Source organism: Pseudomonas sp. LBUM1655 (genome assembly GCF_059716085.1).
On sequence record NZ_CP166801.1, the window covers coordinates 1,022,535 to 1,038,355 of the forward strand.

Genomic DNA, 15,821 nt, shown 5'->3' on the forward strand with positions numbered 1-15,821 from the left:
AATGGCTTTTACCTTGCCTGCCTTGCCCTACGCCTACAACGCCCTGGAACCGCACATTGATGCGCAGACCATGGAAATCCACTACACCAAGCATCACCAGACGTACATCAACAACCTTAACGCGGCAGTCGAAGGCACCGAATATGCCGAGTGGCCGATAGAAAAACTGGTGGCCAGCGTCCAGCAATTGCCGGAAAAACTCCGTGCGGCGGTAATCAATCAGGGCGGCGGTCACGCCAACCATTCGCTGTTCTGGGAAGTCATGGTGCCAAATGGCGGCGGCAAGCCGGACGGTGCACTGGCCAAGGCCATCGATGAACAATTGGGTGGTCTCGACAGTTTCAAAGAGGCATTCACCAAAGCTGCACTGACCCGTTTCGGCAGCGGTTGGGCGTGGCTCAGCGTTACCCCGGAGAAGACCCTGGTTGTGGAAAGCAGCGGCAACCAAGACAGCCCGCTGATGAGTGGCAACACGCCGATTCTCGGTCTGGATGTCTGGGAACACGCCTACTATCTGCGCTACCAGAACCGCCGCCCGGAATACATCAATGCGTTCTACAACGTGATCAATTGGCCTCAAGTTGCTGCGCGTTATCACGCCGCACTGGTTTAAGTCTTCTATAAAAACAATCCAAGGCTGACTATGGGCACTGAAACACTGGCGATCGGAAGTGGGCGTATGTTTCGTTACGCAGTGGGATCGCTGTTGCTGTTAGCGGGTATGACTTTGCTAGTCGCCCACGGACTGGAATGGCTGAACCTGGAGCCGCGGCTGTCAAGGGCGTTGCAGGGCGGTGCGATCTGCGCCCTGGGAACGGCACTTGGTGCTGTGCCAGTGCTGGTGATTCGCAACATGCCGCAGGCACTAGGCGATACGTTGCTCGGTTTCGGTGCCGGGGTGATGCTGGCAGCGACGGCTTTTTCGTTGATCGTCCCGGGCATTGCCGCTGCCGAAAGCCTTGGTTTGACACCTTGGGCAGCCAGCGGCCTGATCTGCTTCGGCATCATGCTCGGCGCATTCGGCCTGTACCTGGTTGATCGCAGGGTCTCTGGCGCCTCACCCGAAATGCTCATCGGCACAGTCGAGCACCCGGTGATTCCACCGCGGATCTGGCTGTTTGTGTTCGCCATCATTGCCCATAACATTCCGGAGGGCATGGCGGTCGGCGTGTCGGCCGGTGGTGGTATGCCCGATGCTGACAGTCTGGCCATGGGCATCGCGTTGCAGGATGTGCCGGAAGGTCTGGTGATCGCGCTAGTGCTGGCCGGTGCAGGGATGTCGCGGGTCAAAGCGTTTTTGATCGGTGCGGCGTCAGGGCTGGTCGAGCCGGTGTTTGCGCTGCTCTGTGCGTGGCTGGTCAGCTTGGCGCAGGTGCTGTTGCCCTTGGGCCTGGCGCTGGCGGCGGGAGCGATGTTGCTGGTGGTGACCCACGAAGTGATCCCCGAGTCGCGACGCAATGGTCACGACAAACTGGCCAGCCTTGGGCTTTTGATCGGATTTTGTCTGATGATGGTGATGGACACGGCGTTGGGTTGAAGCAGATCAAAAGATCGCAGCCTTCGGCAGCTCCTACAGGAAAAGCATTCCAATGTAGGAGCTGCCGAAGGCTGCGATCTTTTGACTTTGGCTATTAACCGCCTTCATCGAAGTAGTTGTTGATCAACGCTACCAGCGCATCCAGAGCTTCCCGTTCCTGATGTCCTTTGGTACTCAAATAGATTTTGGTGCCTTTGCCCGCAGCCAGCATCATCATCGCCATGATGCTTTTGCCATCCACGGTGGACTCTGGTGTCCGGCCCACTCTGATCGTGCAATCCGGATACTGACCGGCGACCCCGACAAACTTGGCTGACGCACGGGCATGCAAACCCAGTTTATTGATGATTTCGATTTCCAGAGCAGGCATCGCGGTGTGAATCCTTTAAGTGAGGTCGCGGTGGCGAACCTGGACGTTCTTCAGGGTTTTCTGCAGGGCCTGACCCAGACGTTCGGTCAGGTAGACGGAGCGGTGATGTCCGCCGGTGCAGCCAATGGCAATGGTGACGTAGGCGCGGTTGCTCGCGGCGAAGCGCGGCAGCCATTTGTGCAGGTAGCCGAAAATGTCCTGAAACATTTCCTCGACTTCCGGCTGTGCCGCCAGGTACTCGGCCACTGGCTCATCAAGACCGGATTGCGCGCGTAACTCTGGCTTCCAGTACGGATTGGGCAGGCATCGCACGTCAAATACCAGATCGGCGTCGACTGGCATGCCGCGCTTGAAACCGAATGACTCGACCAGAAACGCCGTACCGGGCTCCGGCTGGTTCAGCAAACGAAGCTTGATGGTATCGCGCAGCTGGTACAGGTTCAGATTGGTGGTGTTGACCTTGAGGTCGGCAAGATCGGCAATCGGGCCGAGCAGGGCGGTCTCATCGTTGATGGCTTCAGCCAGCGACCGATTGGCGGTGCTCAGCGGGTGCCGACGACGGGTTTCCGAGAAACGTTTGAGCAGAGTTTCTTCGTCAGCGTCCAGATACAACACATCGCACTGGATGTGGCGGCTGCGGACTTCTTCCAGCAACTCGGGGAAGCGTGACAGATGACTCGGCAGATTACGCGCATCGATCGACACTGCCACCAGCGGTTGTGCCAGTTCAGTATGAATGAGTGCGCGCTCTGCGAGTTCCGGCAGCAGGCCCGCCGGCAAATTGTCGATGCAGTAGTAGCCGTTGTCCTCAAGGACATTCAACGCCGTACTTTTGCCCGAGCCGGAACGGCCACTGACGATGATCAAGCGCATGATTAGTGCCCGCTTTGTTCGTCCACGACGACCTGATACAAGGCTTCGTTGCTCGAAGCACTACGCAATTTTTCGCGAACGTCCTTGCGATCAAGCATGCTGGCGATCTGACGCAGCAATTCCAGATGCGCATCGGTCGCAGCTTCAGGCACCAGCAATACGAACAGCAGGTCAACCGGAGCACCGTCGATGGCGTCGAAATCGATTGGGGCTTCAAGGTGCATCAAGGCGCTGATAGGCGATTGGCAACCCTTGAGGCGGCAGTGAGGAATGGCGATGCCGTTGCCGAAACCGGTGGAGCCGAGTTTCTCACGAGCGATCAGGGCCTCGAAGACATCTTGCATCTCCAGAGCCGGCACTTCGCGGGCGATCAGATTGGCAATCTGTTCGAGGGCTTTCTTTTTACTGCCGCCCGGCACGTTCACGAGGGAACGGCCGGGGGTCAGGATACTTTCAAGTCGGATCATGGAGTGGGGGGTTATCGACCGGTCGCGCCCTGGAGCAGGCTCTGGGTCTTTTCCTTATGCTTTTTGAGTTGTTTATCCAGCTTGTCGGTCAGGGCGTCGATCGCGGCGTACATATCGGTATGTTCCGCGTTGGCGACCACTTCACTGCCGGGAATATGCAAGGTGGCTTCGATTTTCTGCTTCAGCTTTTCGACACACATCGTGACTTGCACGTTGGTAATCTTGTCGAAATGGCGCTCCAATCGTTCGAGTTTCTCGTTGATGTAGGTGCGCAGAGGTTCGGTCACTTCCAGTTGGTGTCCACTGATGTTGACTTGCATACAGCTTCTCCTTCGTTGCCAGTGCATAAAGCGGCAGGCCGAAAAGCCTGCCACTGGAACGCTGTAACGTGGCTTACATCAACCGCTTGCGTTCGCTCGAAGGCGCGATCCCTAGGGACTCGCGGTACTTGGCGACGGTGCGGCGAGCCACCTGAATGCCTTGTGCCTCCAGTAAACCAGCGATCTTGCTGTCACTCAACGGCTTTTTCTGATTTTCCGCGGCAACCAGTTTTTTGATGATCGCGCGGATCGCCGTGGACGAGCATTCACCGCCTTCGGAGGTGCTGACGTGGCTGGAAAAAAAGTATTTCAATTCATAGATACCGCGCGGTGTATGCATGAATTTTTGCGTGGTCACCCGGGAAATCGTCGACTCGTGCATGCCGACCGCTTCAGCGATGTCATGCAGGACCAGCGGCTTCATGGCTTCATCGCCGTATTCCAGAAACCCGCGCTGATGCTCAACGATCTGGGTGGCAACTTTCATCAGGGTTTCGTTGCGGCTTTGCAGGCTCTTGATGAACCAGCGCGCTTCCTGCAACTGATTGCGCATGAAGGTGTTGTCGGCGCTGGTATCGGCGCGTCGCACGAAGCCGGCGTACTGGGCGTTGACCCGTAGGCGAGGCACCGACTCCTGATTCAGCTCGACCAGCCAGCGCTCGTTGTCCTTGCGCACGATGACGTCCGGTACGACGTACTCGGCTTCAGTCGATTCGATCTGCGAGCCCGGGCGCGGGTTGAGGCTCTGCACCAGCTCGATGACCTGACGCAACTCGTCTTCCTTGAGCTTCATGCGCCGCATCAACTGGCTGTAATCGCGGCTGCCCAGCAGGTCGATATAATCGGTGACCAGACGTTTCGCTTCGGCCAGCCAAGGCGTCTTGGCCGGCAACTGGCGCAGTTGCAGCAGCAGGCATTCGCCAAGATTGCGGGCGCCGATGCCGGCAGGCTCGAATTGCTGGATGCGGTGCAGAACGGCTTCGATTTCGTCCAGCTCGATGTCCAGTTCCGGATCGAACGCTTCGAGGATCTCTTCGAGGGTTTCGTCCAGATAGCCCTGATTGTTGATGCAATCGATCAGGGTGACGGCGATCAGTCGATCGGTGTCGGACATCGGCGCGAGGTTAAGTTGCCACAGAAGGTGGCTTTGCAGGCTTTCGCCGGCGGAGGTACGGGTGGTGAAGTCCCACTCGTCATCGTCGCTGCTGGGCAGGCTGCTGGCGCTAGTCTGGTAGACGTCTTCCCAGGCCGTATCGACCGGAAGCTCGTTGGGGATGCGTTCGCTCCAGTCGCCTTCCTCTAGGTTATCCACCGTCGGGGCGGTTTCCTGATAGGAGGGTTCCTGGATCTCGGTGTTGGGCTTCTGTTCAGCGTTGTCGGCCAGAGGATCGGAGTTGTCGAAGTCGTCGCCTTCTTCCTGGCGTTCGAGCATCGGATTGGATTCCAGGGCCTCCTGGATTTCCTGTTGCAGATCCAGGGTCGACAATTGGAGCAGGCGGATAGCCTGTTGCAGCTGCGGTGTCATCGTCAGCTGCTGGCCCATTCTCAAGACTAGCGATGGTTTCATGGCAGGGGCTTAACACCTTATTCGCCGGCGCTATGCGCCATCCACTACAGGGCGCCGGAGCGCCAAACTTAAGCAAATTATATGCCTGAAACTGAAGTGTTTGCCTAGAGCGCTGTAACAATTAAAGCGTATTAAATTCTGCTTGAATCGATACAGCGCCCGGGCGGCTCACTCGGCACTAACAGGCTTACAGGCGGAATTCATGGCCCAGATACACTTCCTTGACCAGATCGTTGGCCAGGATGGTTTCTGCATCGCCTTCGGCAATCAACTGACCGTCGTTGACGATATAGGCGGTTTCGCAGATGTCCAGCGTCTCACGGACGTTGTGGTCGGTGATCAGAACACCGATGCCCTTGGCCTTGAGATGATGGATGATCTGCTTGATGTCGCCGACCGAGATCGGGTCGACACCGGCGAACGGTTCGTCGAGCAGGATGAATTTCGGTGCTGTCGCCAGGGCGCGGGCGATTTCCACCCGTCGGCGTTCACCACCGGACAGGCTCATGCCGAGGTTGTCGCGAATGTGGCTGATGTGGAATTCCTGCAGCAGGCTTTCCAGCTCCTTGCGACGGCCGGCCTTGTCGAGTTCCTGACGGGTCTCGAGGATGGCCATGATGTTGTCGGCCACCGACAGTTTGCGGAAGATCGACGCTTCTTGCGGCAGATAGCCGATACCCGCCTTGGCGCGACCGTGCATCGGCTGGTGGCTGACGTCCAGATCATCGATCAGCACACGGCCCTGATCGGCCTGTACCAAGCCGACGATCATGTAGAAGCAAGTGGTCTTGCCGGCACCGTTGGGGCCGAGGAGGCCGACAATCTGGCCGCTGTCGATCGACAGGCTGACGTCACGCACGACCTGGCGGCTTTTATAGGCCTTGGCCAGGTGCTGAGCTTTCAGAGTTGCCATTACTGGGTTTTCTCTTCGGTTTTCTTCTTCGGCTGGATCACCATGTCGATGCGCGGACGCGCTTCGGTGACTTTGCTGCCGGTAGCGCGGCCGGCGCTGGCCAGTTTCTTCACGGTGTCGTAGACGATTTTCTCGCCCTGGGTGGTGTTGTTGTCCTTGTCGACAACCTTGGCTTTATCGATCAGCACGACGCGATTTTGCGCAGCGTGGTACTGGATCGTCACGCCCCAGCCCTGAACAGGTTTGGTATCGCCAGCGGTTTGCAGTTGCTCGAAGTAGGCCAGGTTGCCCACCGAGGTCACCACGTCGATGTCACCGGTCGGGGTACGGGTGATGGTTACGGTGTTGCCGGTAACCTTCATCGAACCCTGGGTGATGATCACGTCGCCTTTATAAGTGGCAACGCCATTCTTGTCGTCCAGCTGGGCATCGTCGGCCTGAATGCGGATTGGCTGCTCTTGATCGTTCGGCAGAGCCCAGGCGCTCACGCTTCCCAGTGCTGCGCCCAGACTGAGCAAAATAGGGAGGGTTTTAACGAGCCTCATACTGTCCTCTTACGTTCGATTGCAGGTGTATCCTGCTTTCCTTCAGATACGCTTTCATTCCTACGCCAGTCGATACACCGCCAGCGCCGTCGATTCTAACGGGTTGCGCGGTCTGCGCATATTCCTGCTGCGGGAACACCGTCATGCGAGTGGACGTGATCAGGGTGGCGCGGTTCTTTTTATCGGTGCGCTTGATGCGTACTGAATCGATCAGCTCGACTTCGGTGCCGCCCGAGTTCACTTCGCCGCGTTCGCTGGTTACGTGCCACGGGAAATCTGTGCCGCGGTACATGTTCAGGTCAGGCTTGGTGACCAGTGTGATGTCGGTCGCCTTGACGTGCTCGGCCTTCTCGGAGGTCATTTCATACTGCACTTTGCCGTCCGGAAGGTATTGCACGGTGTGCGTGTTGGTCGCATACCAGTCGATAGGCGTTTCTACGGACGAAACCGCAGGCTTGTCGAGGAAGCGTTCCGGGCTGATGTTCCAGTAGCCGACCGCAGCGAATATCGCGGCGATGCAACCGAACAGCAGGAAGTTACGAAATTTTTTGCTGAACATGGTTTGGCTCATAAGTACGCGGCATTGGCCGCATCGAGGCGGCCCTGGGCGCGCAGGATCAATTCGCAGAATTCGCGGGCTGCACCTTCGCCGCCACGTGCCCGGGTTACGCCGTGGGCATGTTCGCGGACGAAGTCGGCAGCGTTGGCTACGGCCATGCCCAGTCCCACGCGACGGATCACCGGCAGGTCGGGCAGGTCGTCACCGAGGTAGGCGACCTGTTCATAGCTTAGGCCCAGTTGTTCAAGTAGACCGTCCAGAACCACCAATTTGTCTTCGCGCCCCTGGAACAGGTGCGGGATGCCGAGGTTTTTCGCTCGGCGCTCGACTACGGGGGTTTTGCGGCCACTGATGATGGCGGTCTGCACACCCGCGTTCATGAGCATTTTGATGCCCTGGCCGTCGAGGGTGTTGAAAGTCTTGAATTCGCTGCCGTCTTCAAGGAAGTACAGGCGACCGTCAGTGAGGACGCCGTCGACGTCGAAAACCGCCAGTTTGATCGCTTTGCCGCGTTGTAACAGATCGGTGCTCATTTACATCACTCCTGCGCGCAACAGATCGGAGAGGTTGAAAGCGCCGACCGGGCGATCTTCCTCATCGACAACGACCAGTGCGTTGATTCGGTGGTCTTCCATGATTTTCAGGGCTTCGGCGGCGAGCATTTCGGGCCGTGCGGTTTTGCCGTGGGCCGTCATCACCTGATCGATGGTGGCGCTGCGGATGTCGATGCTGCGATCCAGGGTGCGGCGCAAATCGCCGTCGGTAAAAATCCCGGCGAGCTTGCCGTCGGCTTCAAGGATGACAGTCATGCCCAGACCCTTACGGGTCATTTCCATCAGCGCATCCTTGAGCAGTGTGCCCCGCTGCACCTGCGGCAATTCCTGCCCGGCGTGCATGACGTTTTCCACTTTCAGCAACAAGCGACGGCCCAGGGCGCCACCCGGGTGGGAAAAGGCGAAATCTTCAGCGGTAAAACCGCGAGCTTCCAGCAACGCTACGGCCAGGGCATCGCCCATGACCAGCGCGGCGGTGGTCGAAGAGGTGGGGGCCAGGTTCAGGGGGCAGGCTTCGTGCTCGACGTGAACATTGAGGTTCACTTCGGCGGCTTTCGCCAGCGGCGAGGCCGGGTTGCCGGTCACGCTGATCAACTGGATGCCCAGGCGTTTGATCAAGGGCAGCAGGGTGACGATTTCGTTGGTCGAGCCGGAGTTCGACAGGGCCAGGATCACGTCATCACGGGTAATCATGCCCATGTCGCCATGGCTGGCTTCAGCCGGGTGTACAAAGAATGCCGGGGTGCCGGTGCTCGCCAGAGTTGCGGCAATCTTGTTGCCGACGTGCCCGGATTTGCCCATGCCGACCACCACCACACGGCCTTTGCTGGCCAGAATCATCTCGCAAGCGCGTACGAAATCGGCGTCGATATGGGGCAACAAGCCTTGAACGGCTTCCACTTCGAGGCGGATGGTGCGTTGTGCCGATTGAATCAGGTCGCTGGATTGGCTCATGTCAGAAATCGTATAGCCCGATGAAAAGGCGGCGATTATAGCGGTTATGTTGCAAAGCCTCACGCAAGTTCGTCGTGCTTTGTCATTCCTCGTTACCAAAAGCCGGGAAAAGAGCCGCCAGCCCTGCCATATCGCCGAACACAGGCTGGCACAAGCCTTGGGCGCATGGCCTTTGCAGTGATATAGTTCGCCGCCAGTTCGGCCTGCCCGGGATGTACGTGCTTTTTAAATAAAGCCAGGCGTCCGAGTGAGAGGCTGCATCGCAAGGAGTTTAGATGAGTGCCGATAACGCCTACGCGGTCGAGCTGAAGGGAGTCTCCTTCAAGCGCGGTGCGCGCAGCATTTTCAATAACGTCGATATTCGCATACCGCGCGGCAAGGTCACCGGCATCATGGGACCTTCCGGGTGTGGCAAGACCACGCTGCTGCGTTTGATGGGCGCACAGTTGCGTCCTGCCAGCGGCGAAGTCTGGGTCAACGGTCAGAACCTGCCGGCGCTGTCGCGCAGTGATCTGTTCGATGCACGCAAGCACATGGGTGTGCTGTTTCAGAGCGGCGCTCTGTTCACCGATCTCGATGTCTTCGAGAACGTCGCTTTTCCCCTGCGCGTTCATACCGAGTTGCCGGAAGAAATGATCCGCGACATCGTCCTGCTCAAATTGCAGGCGGTGGGGCTGCGTGGTGCAATCGACTTGATGCCCGATGAGCTGTCCGGTGGCATGAAGCGGCGCGTAGCGCTGGCGCGGGCCATTGCGCTCGATCCGCAGATTCTCATGTACGACGAACCGTTCGTTGGGCAGGACCCGATCGCCATGGGCGTGCTGGTACGCCTGATTCGTCTGCTCAACGATGCGTTGGGGATCACCAGTATCGTGGTTTCGCACGATCTGGCCGAAACCGCGAGCATCGCCGACTACATCTATGTAGTGGGTGATGGTCAGGTACTGGGGCAGGGCACGCCCGATGAGCTGATGAACTCGGACGAACCGCGTATCCGCCAGTTCATGACCGGCAATCCCGATGGCCCGGTGCCGTACCATTTTCCAGCGACGGATTACCGCGCAGATCTTCTGGGGAAGCGCTGATGCGCAGAATTTCATTAATAGAACGCGTGCGTCGGTTCGGCGAAGCAGCGATCGACGCCGTTGCGGTGTTCGGTCGGGCCACGCTGTTCCTGTTTCACGCCTTGATAGGGCGTGGCGGTATCAGCGGCGGTTTCGGCTTGCTGGTCAAGCAGTTGCATTCGGTCGGCGTCATGTCGCTGGTGATCATTGTGGTCTCCGGGATTTTCATCGGCATGGTGCTGGCACTTCAGGGTTTCAGCATTCTGTCGAGCTACGGTTCGGAGCAGGCGGTGGGGCAGATGGTTGCGCTGACGCTGCTGCGTGAGCTCGGCCCTGTGGTGACCGCGCTGCTGTTCGCCGGACGTGCCGGTTCGGCGCTGACCGCGGAAATCGGCAACATGAAGTCCACCGAGCAGCTTTCCAGTCTGGAAATGATCGGTGTCGACCCGCTCAAATACATTATTGCCCCGCGTCTGTGGGCCGGATTCATTTCCCTGCCGGTGCTGGCGATGATTTTCAGCGTGGTGGGTATCTGGGGCGGTTCTTGGGTGGCTGTCGACTGGCTGGGTGTGTATGAAGGGTCTTATTGGGCAAACATGCAGAACAGCGTGAACTTCACCAGCGATGTGCTCAATGGCGTCGTCAAAAGTATCGTTTTCGCCTTCGTCGTGACCTGGATCGCCGTATTCCAAGGCTATGACTGTGAGCCCACTTCCGAGGGGATCAGTCGTGCCACCACCAAGACCGTAGTATTTGCCTCGCTGGCAGTACTGGGCCTGGACTTTATTCTGACCGCTTTGATGTTTGGAGATTTCTGATGCAAAACCGCACCCTGGAAATCGGTGTCGGCCTGTTCCTGCTGGCAGGGATCCTGGCTTTGCTGCTGCTTGCTTTGCGGGTCAGTGGCCTGTCTCCGACTTCGACCACCGAAACTTATAAACTTTATGCCTACTTCGACAATATCGCTGGTTTGACGGTCAGAGCCAAAGTGACCATGGCCGGTGTAACCATCGGCAAGGTCACCGCAATCGATCTGGATCGCGACAGCTTCACCGGTCGGGTGACCCTGCAAGTGGATAAAAAGGTCGACAACCTGCCGACCGACTCCACAGCGTCTATCCTGACCGCTGGTCTGCTGGGCGAGAAATACATCGGTATCAGCGTAGGCGGGGAAGATACCCCTCTGAAGGATGGTGGAACCATTCACGACACACAGTCGTCACTGGTACTGGAAGACCTGATCGGTAAATTCCTGCTCAATACCGTTAGCAAAGACGCCAAATGAGGAGCTTTTGAATGATCTCTACCTTGCGACGTGGCCTGTTGGTGTTGCTCGCGACATTGCCACTGATGGGTACCGCTGTGGCGGCACAGTCAGCGCACGATCTGATTCAGGACACCACCACCCGGATGCTTGCTGATCTGTCGGCCAATAAAGAGAAATACAAGCAGGATCCGAACGACTTTTATGCTGCACTGAACACTATCGTTGGTCCGGTGGTCGATGCCGAAGGCATCTCCAAAAGCATCATGACGGTCAAATATTCGCGCAAGGCAACGCCTGCGCAGATGCAGACCTTCCAGGAAAACTTCAAGAAAGGCCTGTTCCAGTTCTACGGCAACGCCTTGCTCGAATACAACAACCAGGGCATCACCGTTGATCCTGCCAAGGACGAATCGGGTGATCGCACCAGCGTCGGCATGACCGTAAAGGGCACCAACGGCGCGGTATACCCTGTGCAGTACACCCTGGAGAAGATCAACGGCGAGTGGAAACTGCGCAACGTGATCATCAACGGCATCAACATCGGCAAGTTGTTCCGGGACCAGTTCGCCGACGCGATGCAGCGTAACGGCAATGATCTGGACAAGACCATCAACAATTGGGCAGGTGAAGTGGCCAAGGCCAAGCAAACCACCGAGAAGCCAGCGCAATGAATGAGGCGGCAGTTCGTATGAGTGATGTCGACGAGCTATTGCTCAGCGGAGTGCTGGACTACCGAACTGGCCCGGACTTGCGCAAGGAAGGTCAGGCGCTGATCAAGTCGAGCAAGGCTTCTGCGCTGGTCATCGATTGTTCGGCCGTGAAGAAGTCCAGCAGCGTCGGCTTGTCGTTGCTGCTGTGCTTTATGCGCGATGCTCAGGCGGCCGGTAAGGCTGTGAGCATCCGCGCGATGCCCGAAGACATGCGCGAAATTGCTCAGGTCAGTGAACTGACCGAACTGTTGGCGCAATCCTGAACCCGCATCAATAAAGAAGCCCCCCGTCAGAGTCCTGCCTTGCGGGGTTCGCAGGCGCGGGGCTTTTTTGTATGATGTCCGACCCGTGCGCACAGGGCGCCGATTGAGGTTGAGCATGCAGGCCGTAGAAGTGAAGAGCTTCCTTGAAGGAAAGCTGCCCGGAACGTTGGTAGAAGTTGAGGGCGAAGGCTGCAATTTCCAGCTGAACGTGATTAGCGATGAACTGGCGGCGTTGAGCCCGGTGAAGCGTCAGCAGCAGATCTATGCCCATTTGAACCCATGGATCACCGATGGCAGCATCCATGCGGTCACTATGAAATTTTTCAGCAGCGCGGCCTGGGCCGAGCGCACCTGAGCCTAAGGGCGTCGAGATTCTTATGGATAAATTGATTATTACTGGTGGCGCTCGTCTTGATGGCGAGATCCGCATTTCCGGGGCAAAGAACTCTGCCCTGCCGATTCTGGCTGCCACTCTGCTGTGCGATGGCCCGGTGACGGTCGGCAACCTGCCGCACTTGCACGACATCACCACCATGATCGAGCTGTTCGGTCGCATGGGCATTGAGCCTGTGATCGACGAGAAACTCAGCGTCGAAATCGACCCGCGCACCATCAAGACCCTGATCGCTCCGTACGAACTGGTGAAAACCATGCGTGCGTCGATCCTGGTACTGGGCCCTATGGTTGCCCGTTTCGGTTCAGCCGAAGTCGCGCTGCCTGGCGGTTGCGCCATCGGTTCGCGTCCGGTCGACCTGCATATCCGTGGTCTCGAAGCCATGGGCGCGGTGATTGATGTCGAAGGCGGCTACATCAAGGCCAAGGCGCCTGAAGGCGGCCTGCGCGGTGCGCACTTCTTCTTCGATACCGTCAGCGTGACCGGTACTGAAAACATCATGATGGCTGCTGCTCTGGCCAAGGGCCGCAGCGTGCTTCAGAACGCAGCGCGCGAGCCTGAAGTGGTTGACCTGGCGAACTTCCTCAACGCCATGGGCGCGAAGGTTTCCGGTGCTGGCACCGACACCATCACCATCGATGGCGTCGAGCGTCTGGGTTCGTGTTTCTACAAGGTGATGCCTGACCGTATCGAAACCGGCACCTACCTGGTGGCCGCTGCGGTCACCGGTGGTCGCGTCAAGGTCAAGGACACCGATCCGACCATCCTCGAAGCGGTTCTGGAAAAACTTCGCGAATCCGGCGCAGAAATCACCTGCGGTGAAGACTGGATCGAGCTGAACATGCACGGCAAGCGCCCGAAAGCGGTCAACGTGCGCACTGCGCCGTACCCGGCGTTCCCGACGGACATGCAGGCGCAGTTCATCTCGCTCAATGCCATTGCCGAAGGCACTGGTGCCGTGATCGAGACGATCTTCGAAAACCGCTTCATGCACGTTTACGAACTGCATCGCATGGGCGCCAAGATCCAGGTCGAAGGCAACACTGCCATCGTCACCGGTACTGAAGTCCTCAAAGGCGCGCCAGTGATGGCAACCGACCTGCGTGCTTCGGCCAGTCTGGTGATCTCGGCTCTGGTCGCCGAAGGCGATACCCTGATCGACCGCATCTACCACATCGACCGTGGTTACGAGTGCATCGAAGAAAAACTGCAGATGCTGGGCGCCAAGATCCGTCGCGTTCCGGGCTAACAGCTGCATGAGGACACAGGGACGTGTCCACTGAATTCGTTTCGAATCGAGCCGTTATCCGGCTCGATGTGTGTCCGGCGTCGATTGCGACCGGACATGAGTACCTTGATAAGGACTGACGTTTCCCATGTTGACCATCGCACTGTCCAAGGGCCGTATCCTTGACGACACCCTGCCGCTTCTCGCTGAAGCGGGCATTGTGCCGACCGAGAATCCGGACAAGAGCCGCAAGCTGATCATCCCCACGACCCAGGACGACGTGCGTCTGCTGATCGTGCGTGCCACCGACGTGCCGACGTATGTCGAGCATGGCGCGGCCGACCTCGGCGTTGCCGGCAAAGACGTGCTGATGGAATACAGCGGTCAGGGCTTGTACGAGCCACTGGACCTGCAGATCGCCCAATGCAAACTGATGACCGCCGGCAAGATCGGCGCGGCCGAGCCCAAGGGCCGTCTGCGTGTGGCTACCAAGTTCGTCAACGTCGCCAAGCGTTATTACGCCGAACAGGGCCGTCAGGTCGACATCATCAAGCTCTACGGCTCGATGGAGCTGGCACCGCTGATCGGTCTGGCCGACAAGATCATCGACGTGGTCGACACCGGCAACACCCTGCGCGCCAACGGTCTGGAACCCCAGGAGTTGATCGCCACGATCAGCTCGCGTCTGGTGGTCAACAAGGCTTCGATGAAAATGCAACACGCCCGTATCCAGGCGTTGATCGATACCCTGCGCAACGCTGTGGAATCGCGACACCGCGGCTGATTTACCTGCGCGACCTTGAGTCGCGCCCGTCTATCCGCCTCATAGCCAGAATCTCAGGTGCCCAAGCGGAAACGACTGCTAAGTTAGGGCGCCTGAGTTTTTGCCATTCCTATGAGGCTCTCGCTATGACCGCACCGACTGCAATTCGCCGACTCAACGCTGCTGACCCGGATTTCGCGCATCATCTGGATCATCTGCTGAGCTGGGAAAGTGTGTCTGACGACTCGGTCAATCAGCGCGTGCTGGACATCATCAAGGCTGTGCGCGAGCGCGGTGACGCGGCGCTGGTCGAGTTCACCCAGAAGTTCGACGGTCTCGAAGTCGCCTCGATGGCCGACCTGATCCTGCCGCGCGAGCGTCTGGAGCTGGCCCTGACCCGCATCACCGTGCCTCAGCGCGAAGCACTGGAAAAAGCCGCGGCCCGTGTGCGCAGCTACCACGAAAAACAGAAGCAGGATTCCTGGAGCTACACCGAAGCCGATGGCACGGTGCTGGGCCAGAAGGTTACGCCGCTGGATCGCGCAGGCCTGTACGTGCCGGGCGGCAAGGCGTCGTACCCGTCGTCGGTGTTGATGAACGCCATTCCGGCCAAGGTTGCCGGTGTGACCGAAGTGGTCATGGTCGTGCCGACTCCGCGCGGTGAAATCAACGAGCTGGTGCTGGCCGCTGCGTGCATCGCAGGCGTCGATCGTGTGTTCTCCATCGGTGGCGCACAAGCCGTTGCCGCGCTGGCCTATGGCACCGAAAGCGTGCCGAAAGTGGATAAAGTGGTCGGCCCGGGCAACATCTATGTGGCCACCGCCAAGCGCCACGTGTTTGGTCAGGTCGGCATCGACATGATCGCCGGCCCTTCGGAAATCCTTGTGGTGTGCGACGGCCAGACCGATCCGGACTGGATCGCCATGGACCTGTTCTCCCAAGCCGAGCACGATGAAGACGCTCAAGCCATTCTGGTCAGCCCCGACGCCGAGTTCCTCGACAGGGTCGCCGCGAGCATCGACAAACTGCTGCCGACCATGGATCGCGCAACCATCATCGAAACCTCGATCAATGGCCGCGGCGCGCTGATTCAAGTGCGTGACATGGCACAGGCCATCGAAGTCGCCAACCGCATCGCCCCGGAACACCTGGAACTCTCGGTCGCTGACCCGCAAGCCTGGCTGCCGCAGATCCGCCACGCCGGCGCGATCTTCATGGGCCGTCACACCTCCGAAGCCTTGGGCGACTATTGCGCAGGCCCGAACCACGTATTGCCGACCTCCGGCACGGCGCGTTTCTCCTCGCCACTGGGTGTTTATGACTTCCAGAAACGCTCGTCGATCATCTTCTGTTCCGAGGCCGGTGCTTCCGAGCTGGGCAAGACCGCATCGGTACTCGCCCGTGGCGAATCCCTGAGCGCCCACGCGCGCAGCGCCGAATACCGCATCATTGACGACAAGCAGGGGAACTGAA

21 protein-coding genes are annotated in these 15,821 nt (G+C 58.6%); 11 read left to right on the top strand and 10 right to left on the bottom strand.

Annotated elements, in window-relative coordinates:
- Position 1: 1 nt before the first annotated feature.
- Both ACA074_RS04395 and ACA074_RS04400 read left to right on the top strand, forming a co-directional pair.
- Positions 2-613 carry a superoxide dismutase gene (locus ACA074_RS04395; RefSeq protein WP_489879280.1) on the top strand — a complete coding sequence of 204 codons (612 nt, stop codon included), beginning with the start codon at positions 2-4 and terminating at the stop codon, positions 611-613.
- Positions 614-643: 30 nt separating this feature from the next.
- Positions 644-1,537, top strand: a complete 894-nt coding sequence (locus ACA074_RS04400; protein ID WP_497678507.1) for a ZIP family metal transporter — start codon at positions 644-646, stop codon at positions 1,535-1,537.
- Between the two features lie 94 nt (positions 1,538-1,631).
- Here ACA074_RS04400 and ACA074_RS04405 read toward each other — a convergent pair whose 3' ends face one another.
- The 10 genes from ACA074_RS04405 to ACA074_RS04450 all read right to left on the bottom strand — a co-directional run bounded on the left by ACA074_RS04405 (position 1,632) and on the right by ACA074_RS04450 (position 8,659).
- Positions 1,632-1,907, bottom strand: coding sequence for an HPr family phosphocarrier protein (locus ACA074_RS04405; RefSeq protein WP_497616454.1), 276 nt, complete (start codon positions 1,905-1,907; stop codon positions 1,632-1,634).
- 15 nt (positions 1,908-1,922) lie between these two features.
- Positions 1,923-2,780, bottom strand: coding sequence for an RNase adapter RapZ (rapZ, locus tag ACA074_RS04410; RefSeq protein ID WP_401271477.1), 858 nt, complete (start codon positions 2,778-2,780; stop codon positions 1,923-1,925).
- Positions 2,781-2,782: 2 nt separating this feature from the next.
- The gene (gene ptsN, locus ACA074_RS04415; protein ID WP_187676779.1) at positions 2,783-3,247 is read right to left on the bottom strand and encodes a PTS IIA-like nitrogen regulatory protein PtsN; all 465 of its coding nucleotides are present in this window, start codon (positions 3,245-3,247) and stop codon (positions 2,783-2,785) included.
- Positions 3,248-3,258: 11 nt separating this feature from the next.
- Positions 3,259-3,567, bottom strand: a complete 309-nt coding sequence (gene hpf, locus ACA074_RS04420; RefSeq protein WP_187676780.1) for a ribosome hibernation-promoting factor, HPF/YfiA family — start codon at positions 3,565-3,567, stop codon at positions 3,259-3,261.
- Positions 3,568-3,640: 73 nt separating this feature from the next.
- Positions 3,641-5,134, bottom strand: coding sequence for an RNA polymerase factor sigma-54 (locus ACA074_RS04425; protein WP_489879229.1), 1,494 nt, complete (start codon positions 5,132-5,134; stop codon positions 3,641-3,643).
- A 187-nt stretch (positions 5,135-5,321) separates the two neighbouring features.
- On the bottom strand, positions 5,322-6,047 hold the full coding sequence (lptB, locus tag ACA074_RS04430) for an LPS export ABC transporter ATP-binding protein (RefSeq protein ID WP_008085069.1): 726 nt from the start codon (positions 6,045-6,047) through the stop codon (positions 5,322-5,324).
- Positions 6,047-6,592 carry a lipopolysaccharide transport periplasmic protein LptA gene (gene lptA, locus ACA074_RS04435; protein ID WP_008085067.1) on the bottom strand — a complete coding sequence of 182 codons (546 nt, stop codon included), beginning with the start codon at positions 6,590-6,592 and terminating at the stop codon, positions 6,047-6,049. Before lptA ends, lptB begins: the two co-directional genes overlap by 1 nt.
- Positions 6,579-7,151: an LPS export ABC transporter periplasmic protein LptC gene (gene lptC, locus ACA074_RS04440; protein WP_497678508.1), complete on the bottom strand. Its 573-nt coding sequence runs from the start codon at positions 7,149-7,151 to the stop codon at positions 6,579-6,581. The genes lptA and lptC overlap by 14 nt, the downstream gene beginning before the upstream one ends.
- Positions 7,152-7,159: 8 nt before the next feature.
- Positions 7,160-7,684, bottom strand: coding sequence for a KdsC family phosphatase (locus ACA074_RS04445; protein WP_042557670.1), 525 nt, complete (start codon positions 7,682-7,684; stop codon positions 7,160-7,162).
- On the bottom strand, positions 7,685-8,659 hold the full coding sequence (locus ACA074_RS04450; RefSeq protein WP_047299779.1) for a KpsF/GutQ family sugar-phosphate isomerase: 975 nt from the start codon (positions 8,657-8,659) through the stop codon (positions 7,685-7,687). It lies immediately after the preceding gene.
- A 275-nt stretch (positions 8,660-8,934) separates the two neighbouring features.
- Here ACA074_RS04450 and ACA074_RS04455 point away from each other — a divergent pair, with 275 nt between their 5' ends.
- The 9 genes from ACA074_RS04455 (at position 8,935) to hisD (ending at position 15,820) form a co-directional block, all read left to right on the top strand.
- Complete coding sequence (locus ACA074_RS04455; RefSeq protein ID WP_187676785.1) at positions 8,935-9,744, top strand: ATP-binding cassette domain-containing protein; 810 nt, start codon at positions 8,935-8,937, stop codon at positions 9,742-9,744.
- Positions 9,744-10,541 (top strand): lipid asymmetry maintenance ABC transporter permease subunit MlaE, encoded by a 798-nt coding sequence (mlaE, locus tag ACA074_RS04460; protein WP_497616459.1) that lies wholly within the window; start codon positions 9,744-9,746, stop codon positions 10,539-10,541. The genes ACA074_RS04455 and mlaE overlap by 1 nt, the downstream gene beginning before the upstream one ends.
- Positions 10,541-11,008 (top strand): outer membrane lipid asymmetry maintenance protein MlaD, encoded by a 468-nt coding sequence (gene mlaD / locus ACA074_RS04465; protein ID WP_187676787.1) that lies wholly within the window; start codon positions 10,541-10,543, stop codon positions 11,006-11,008. The genes mlaE and mlaD overlap by 1 nt, the downstream gene beginning before the upstream one ends.
- 11 nt (positions 11,009-11,019) lie before the next feature.
- On the top strand, positions 11,020-11,661 hold the full coding sequence (locus ACA074_RS04470; protein WP_187676788.1) for an MlaC/ttg2D family ABC transporter substrate-binding protein: 642 nt from the start codon (positions 11,020-11,022) through the stop codon (positions 11,659-11,661).
- On the top strand, positions 11,658-11,963 hold the full coding sequence (locus ACA074_RS04475; protein WP_187676789.1) for an STAS domain-containing protein: 306 nt from the start codon (positions 11,658-11,660) through the stop codon (positions 11,961-11,963). Before ACA074_RS04470 ends, ACA074_RS04475 begins: the two co-directional genes overlap by 4 nt.
- A 115-nt stretch (positions 11,964-12,078) precedes the next feature.
- Complete coding sequence (locus tag ACA074_RS04480; RefSeq protein ID WP_007912386.1) at positions 12,079-12,318, top strand: BolA family protein; 240 nt, start codon at positions 12,079-12,081, stop codon at positions 12,316-12,318.
- A gap of 22 nt (positions 12,319-12,340) precedes the next feature.
- Positions 12,341-13,606 carry a UDP-N-acetylglucosamine 1-carboxyvinyltransferase gene (gene murA, locus ACA074_RS04485; RefSeq protein WP_187676790.1) on the top strand — a complete coding sequence of 422 codons (1,266 nt, stop codon included), beginning with the start codon at positions 12,341-12,343 and terminating at the stop codon, positions 13,604-13,606.
- A 127-nt stretch (positions 13,607-13,733) separates the two neighbouring features.
- Positions 13,734-14,369 (top strand): ATP phosphoribosyltransferase, encoded by a 636-nt coding sequence (gene hisG / locus ACA074_RS04490; RefSeq protein WP_016771668.1) that lies wholly within the window; start codon positions 13,734-13,736, stop codon positions 14,367-14,369.
- Between the two features lie 125 nt (positions 14,370-14,494).
- Positions 14,495-15,820: a histidinol dehydrogenase gene (hisD, locus tag ACA074_RS04495; protein ID WP_497678509.1), complete on the top strand. Its 1,326-nt coding sequence runs from the start codon at positions 14,495-14,497 to the stop codon at positions 15,818-15,820.
- Position 15,821 lies beyond the last annotated feature (1 nt).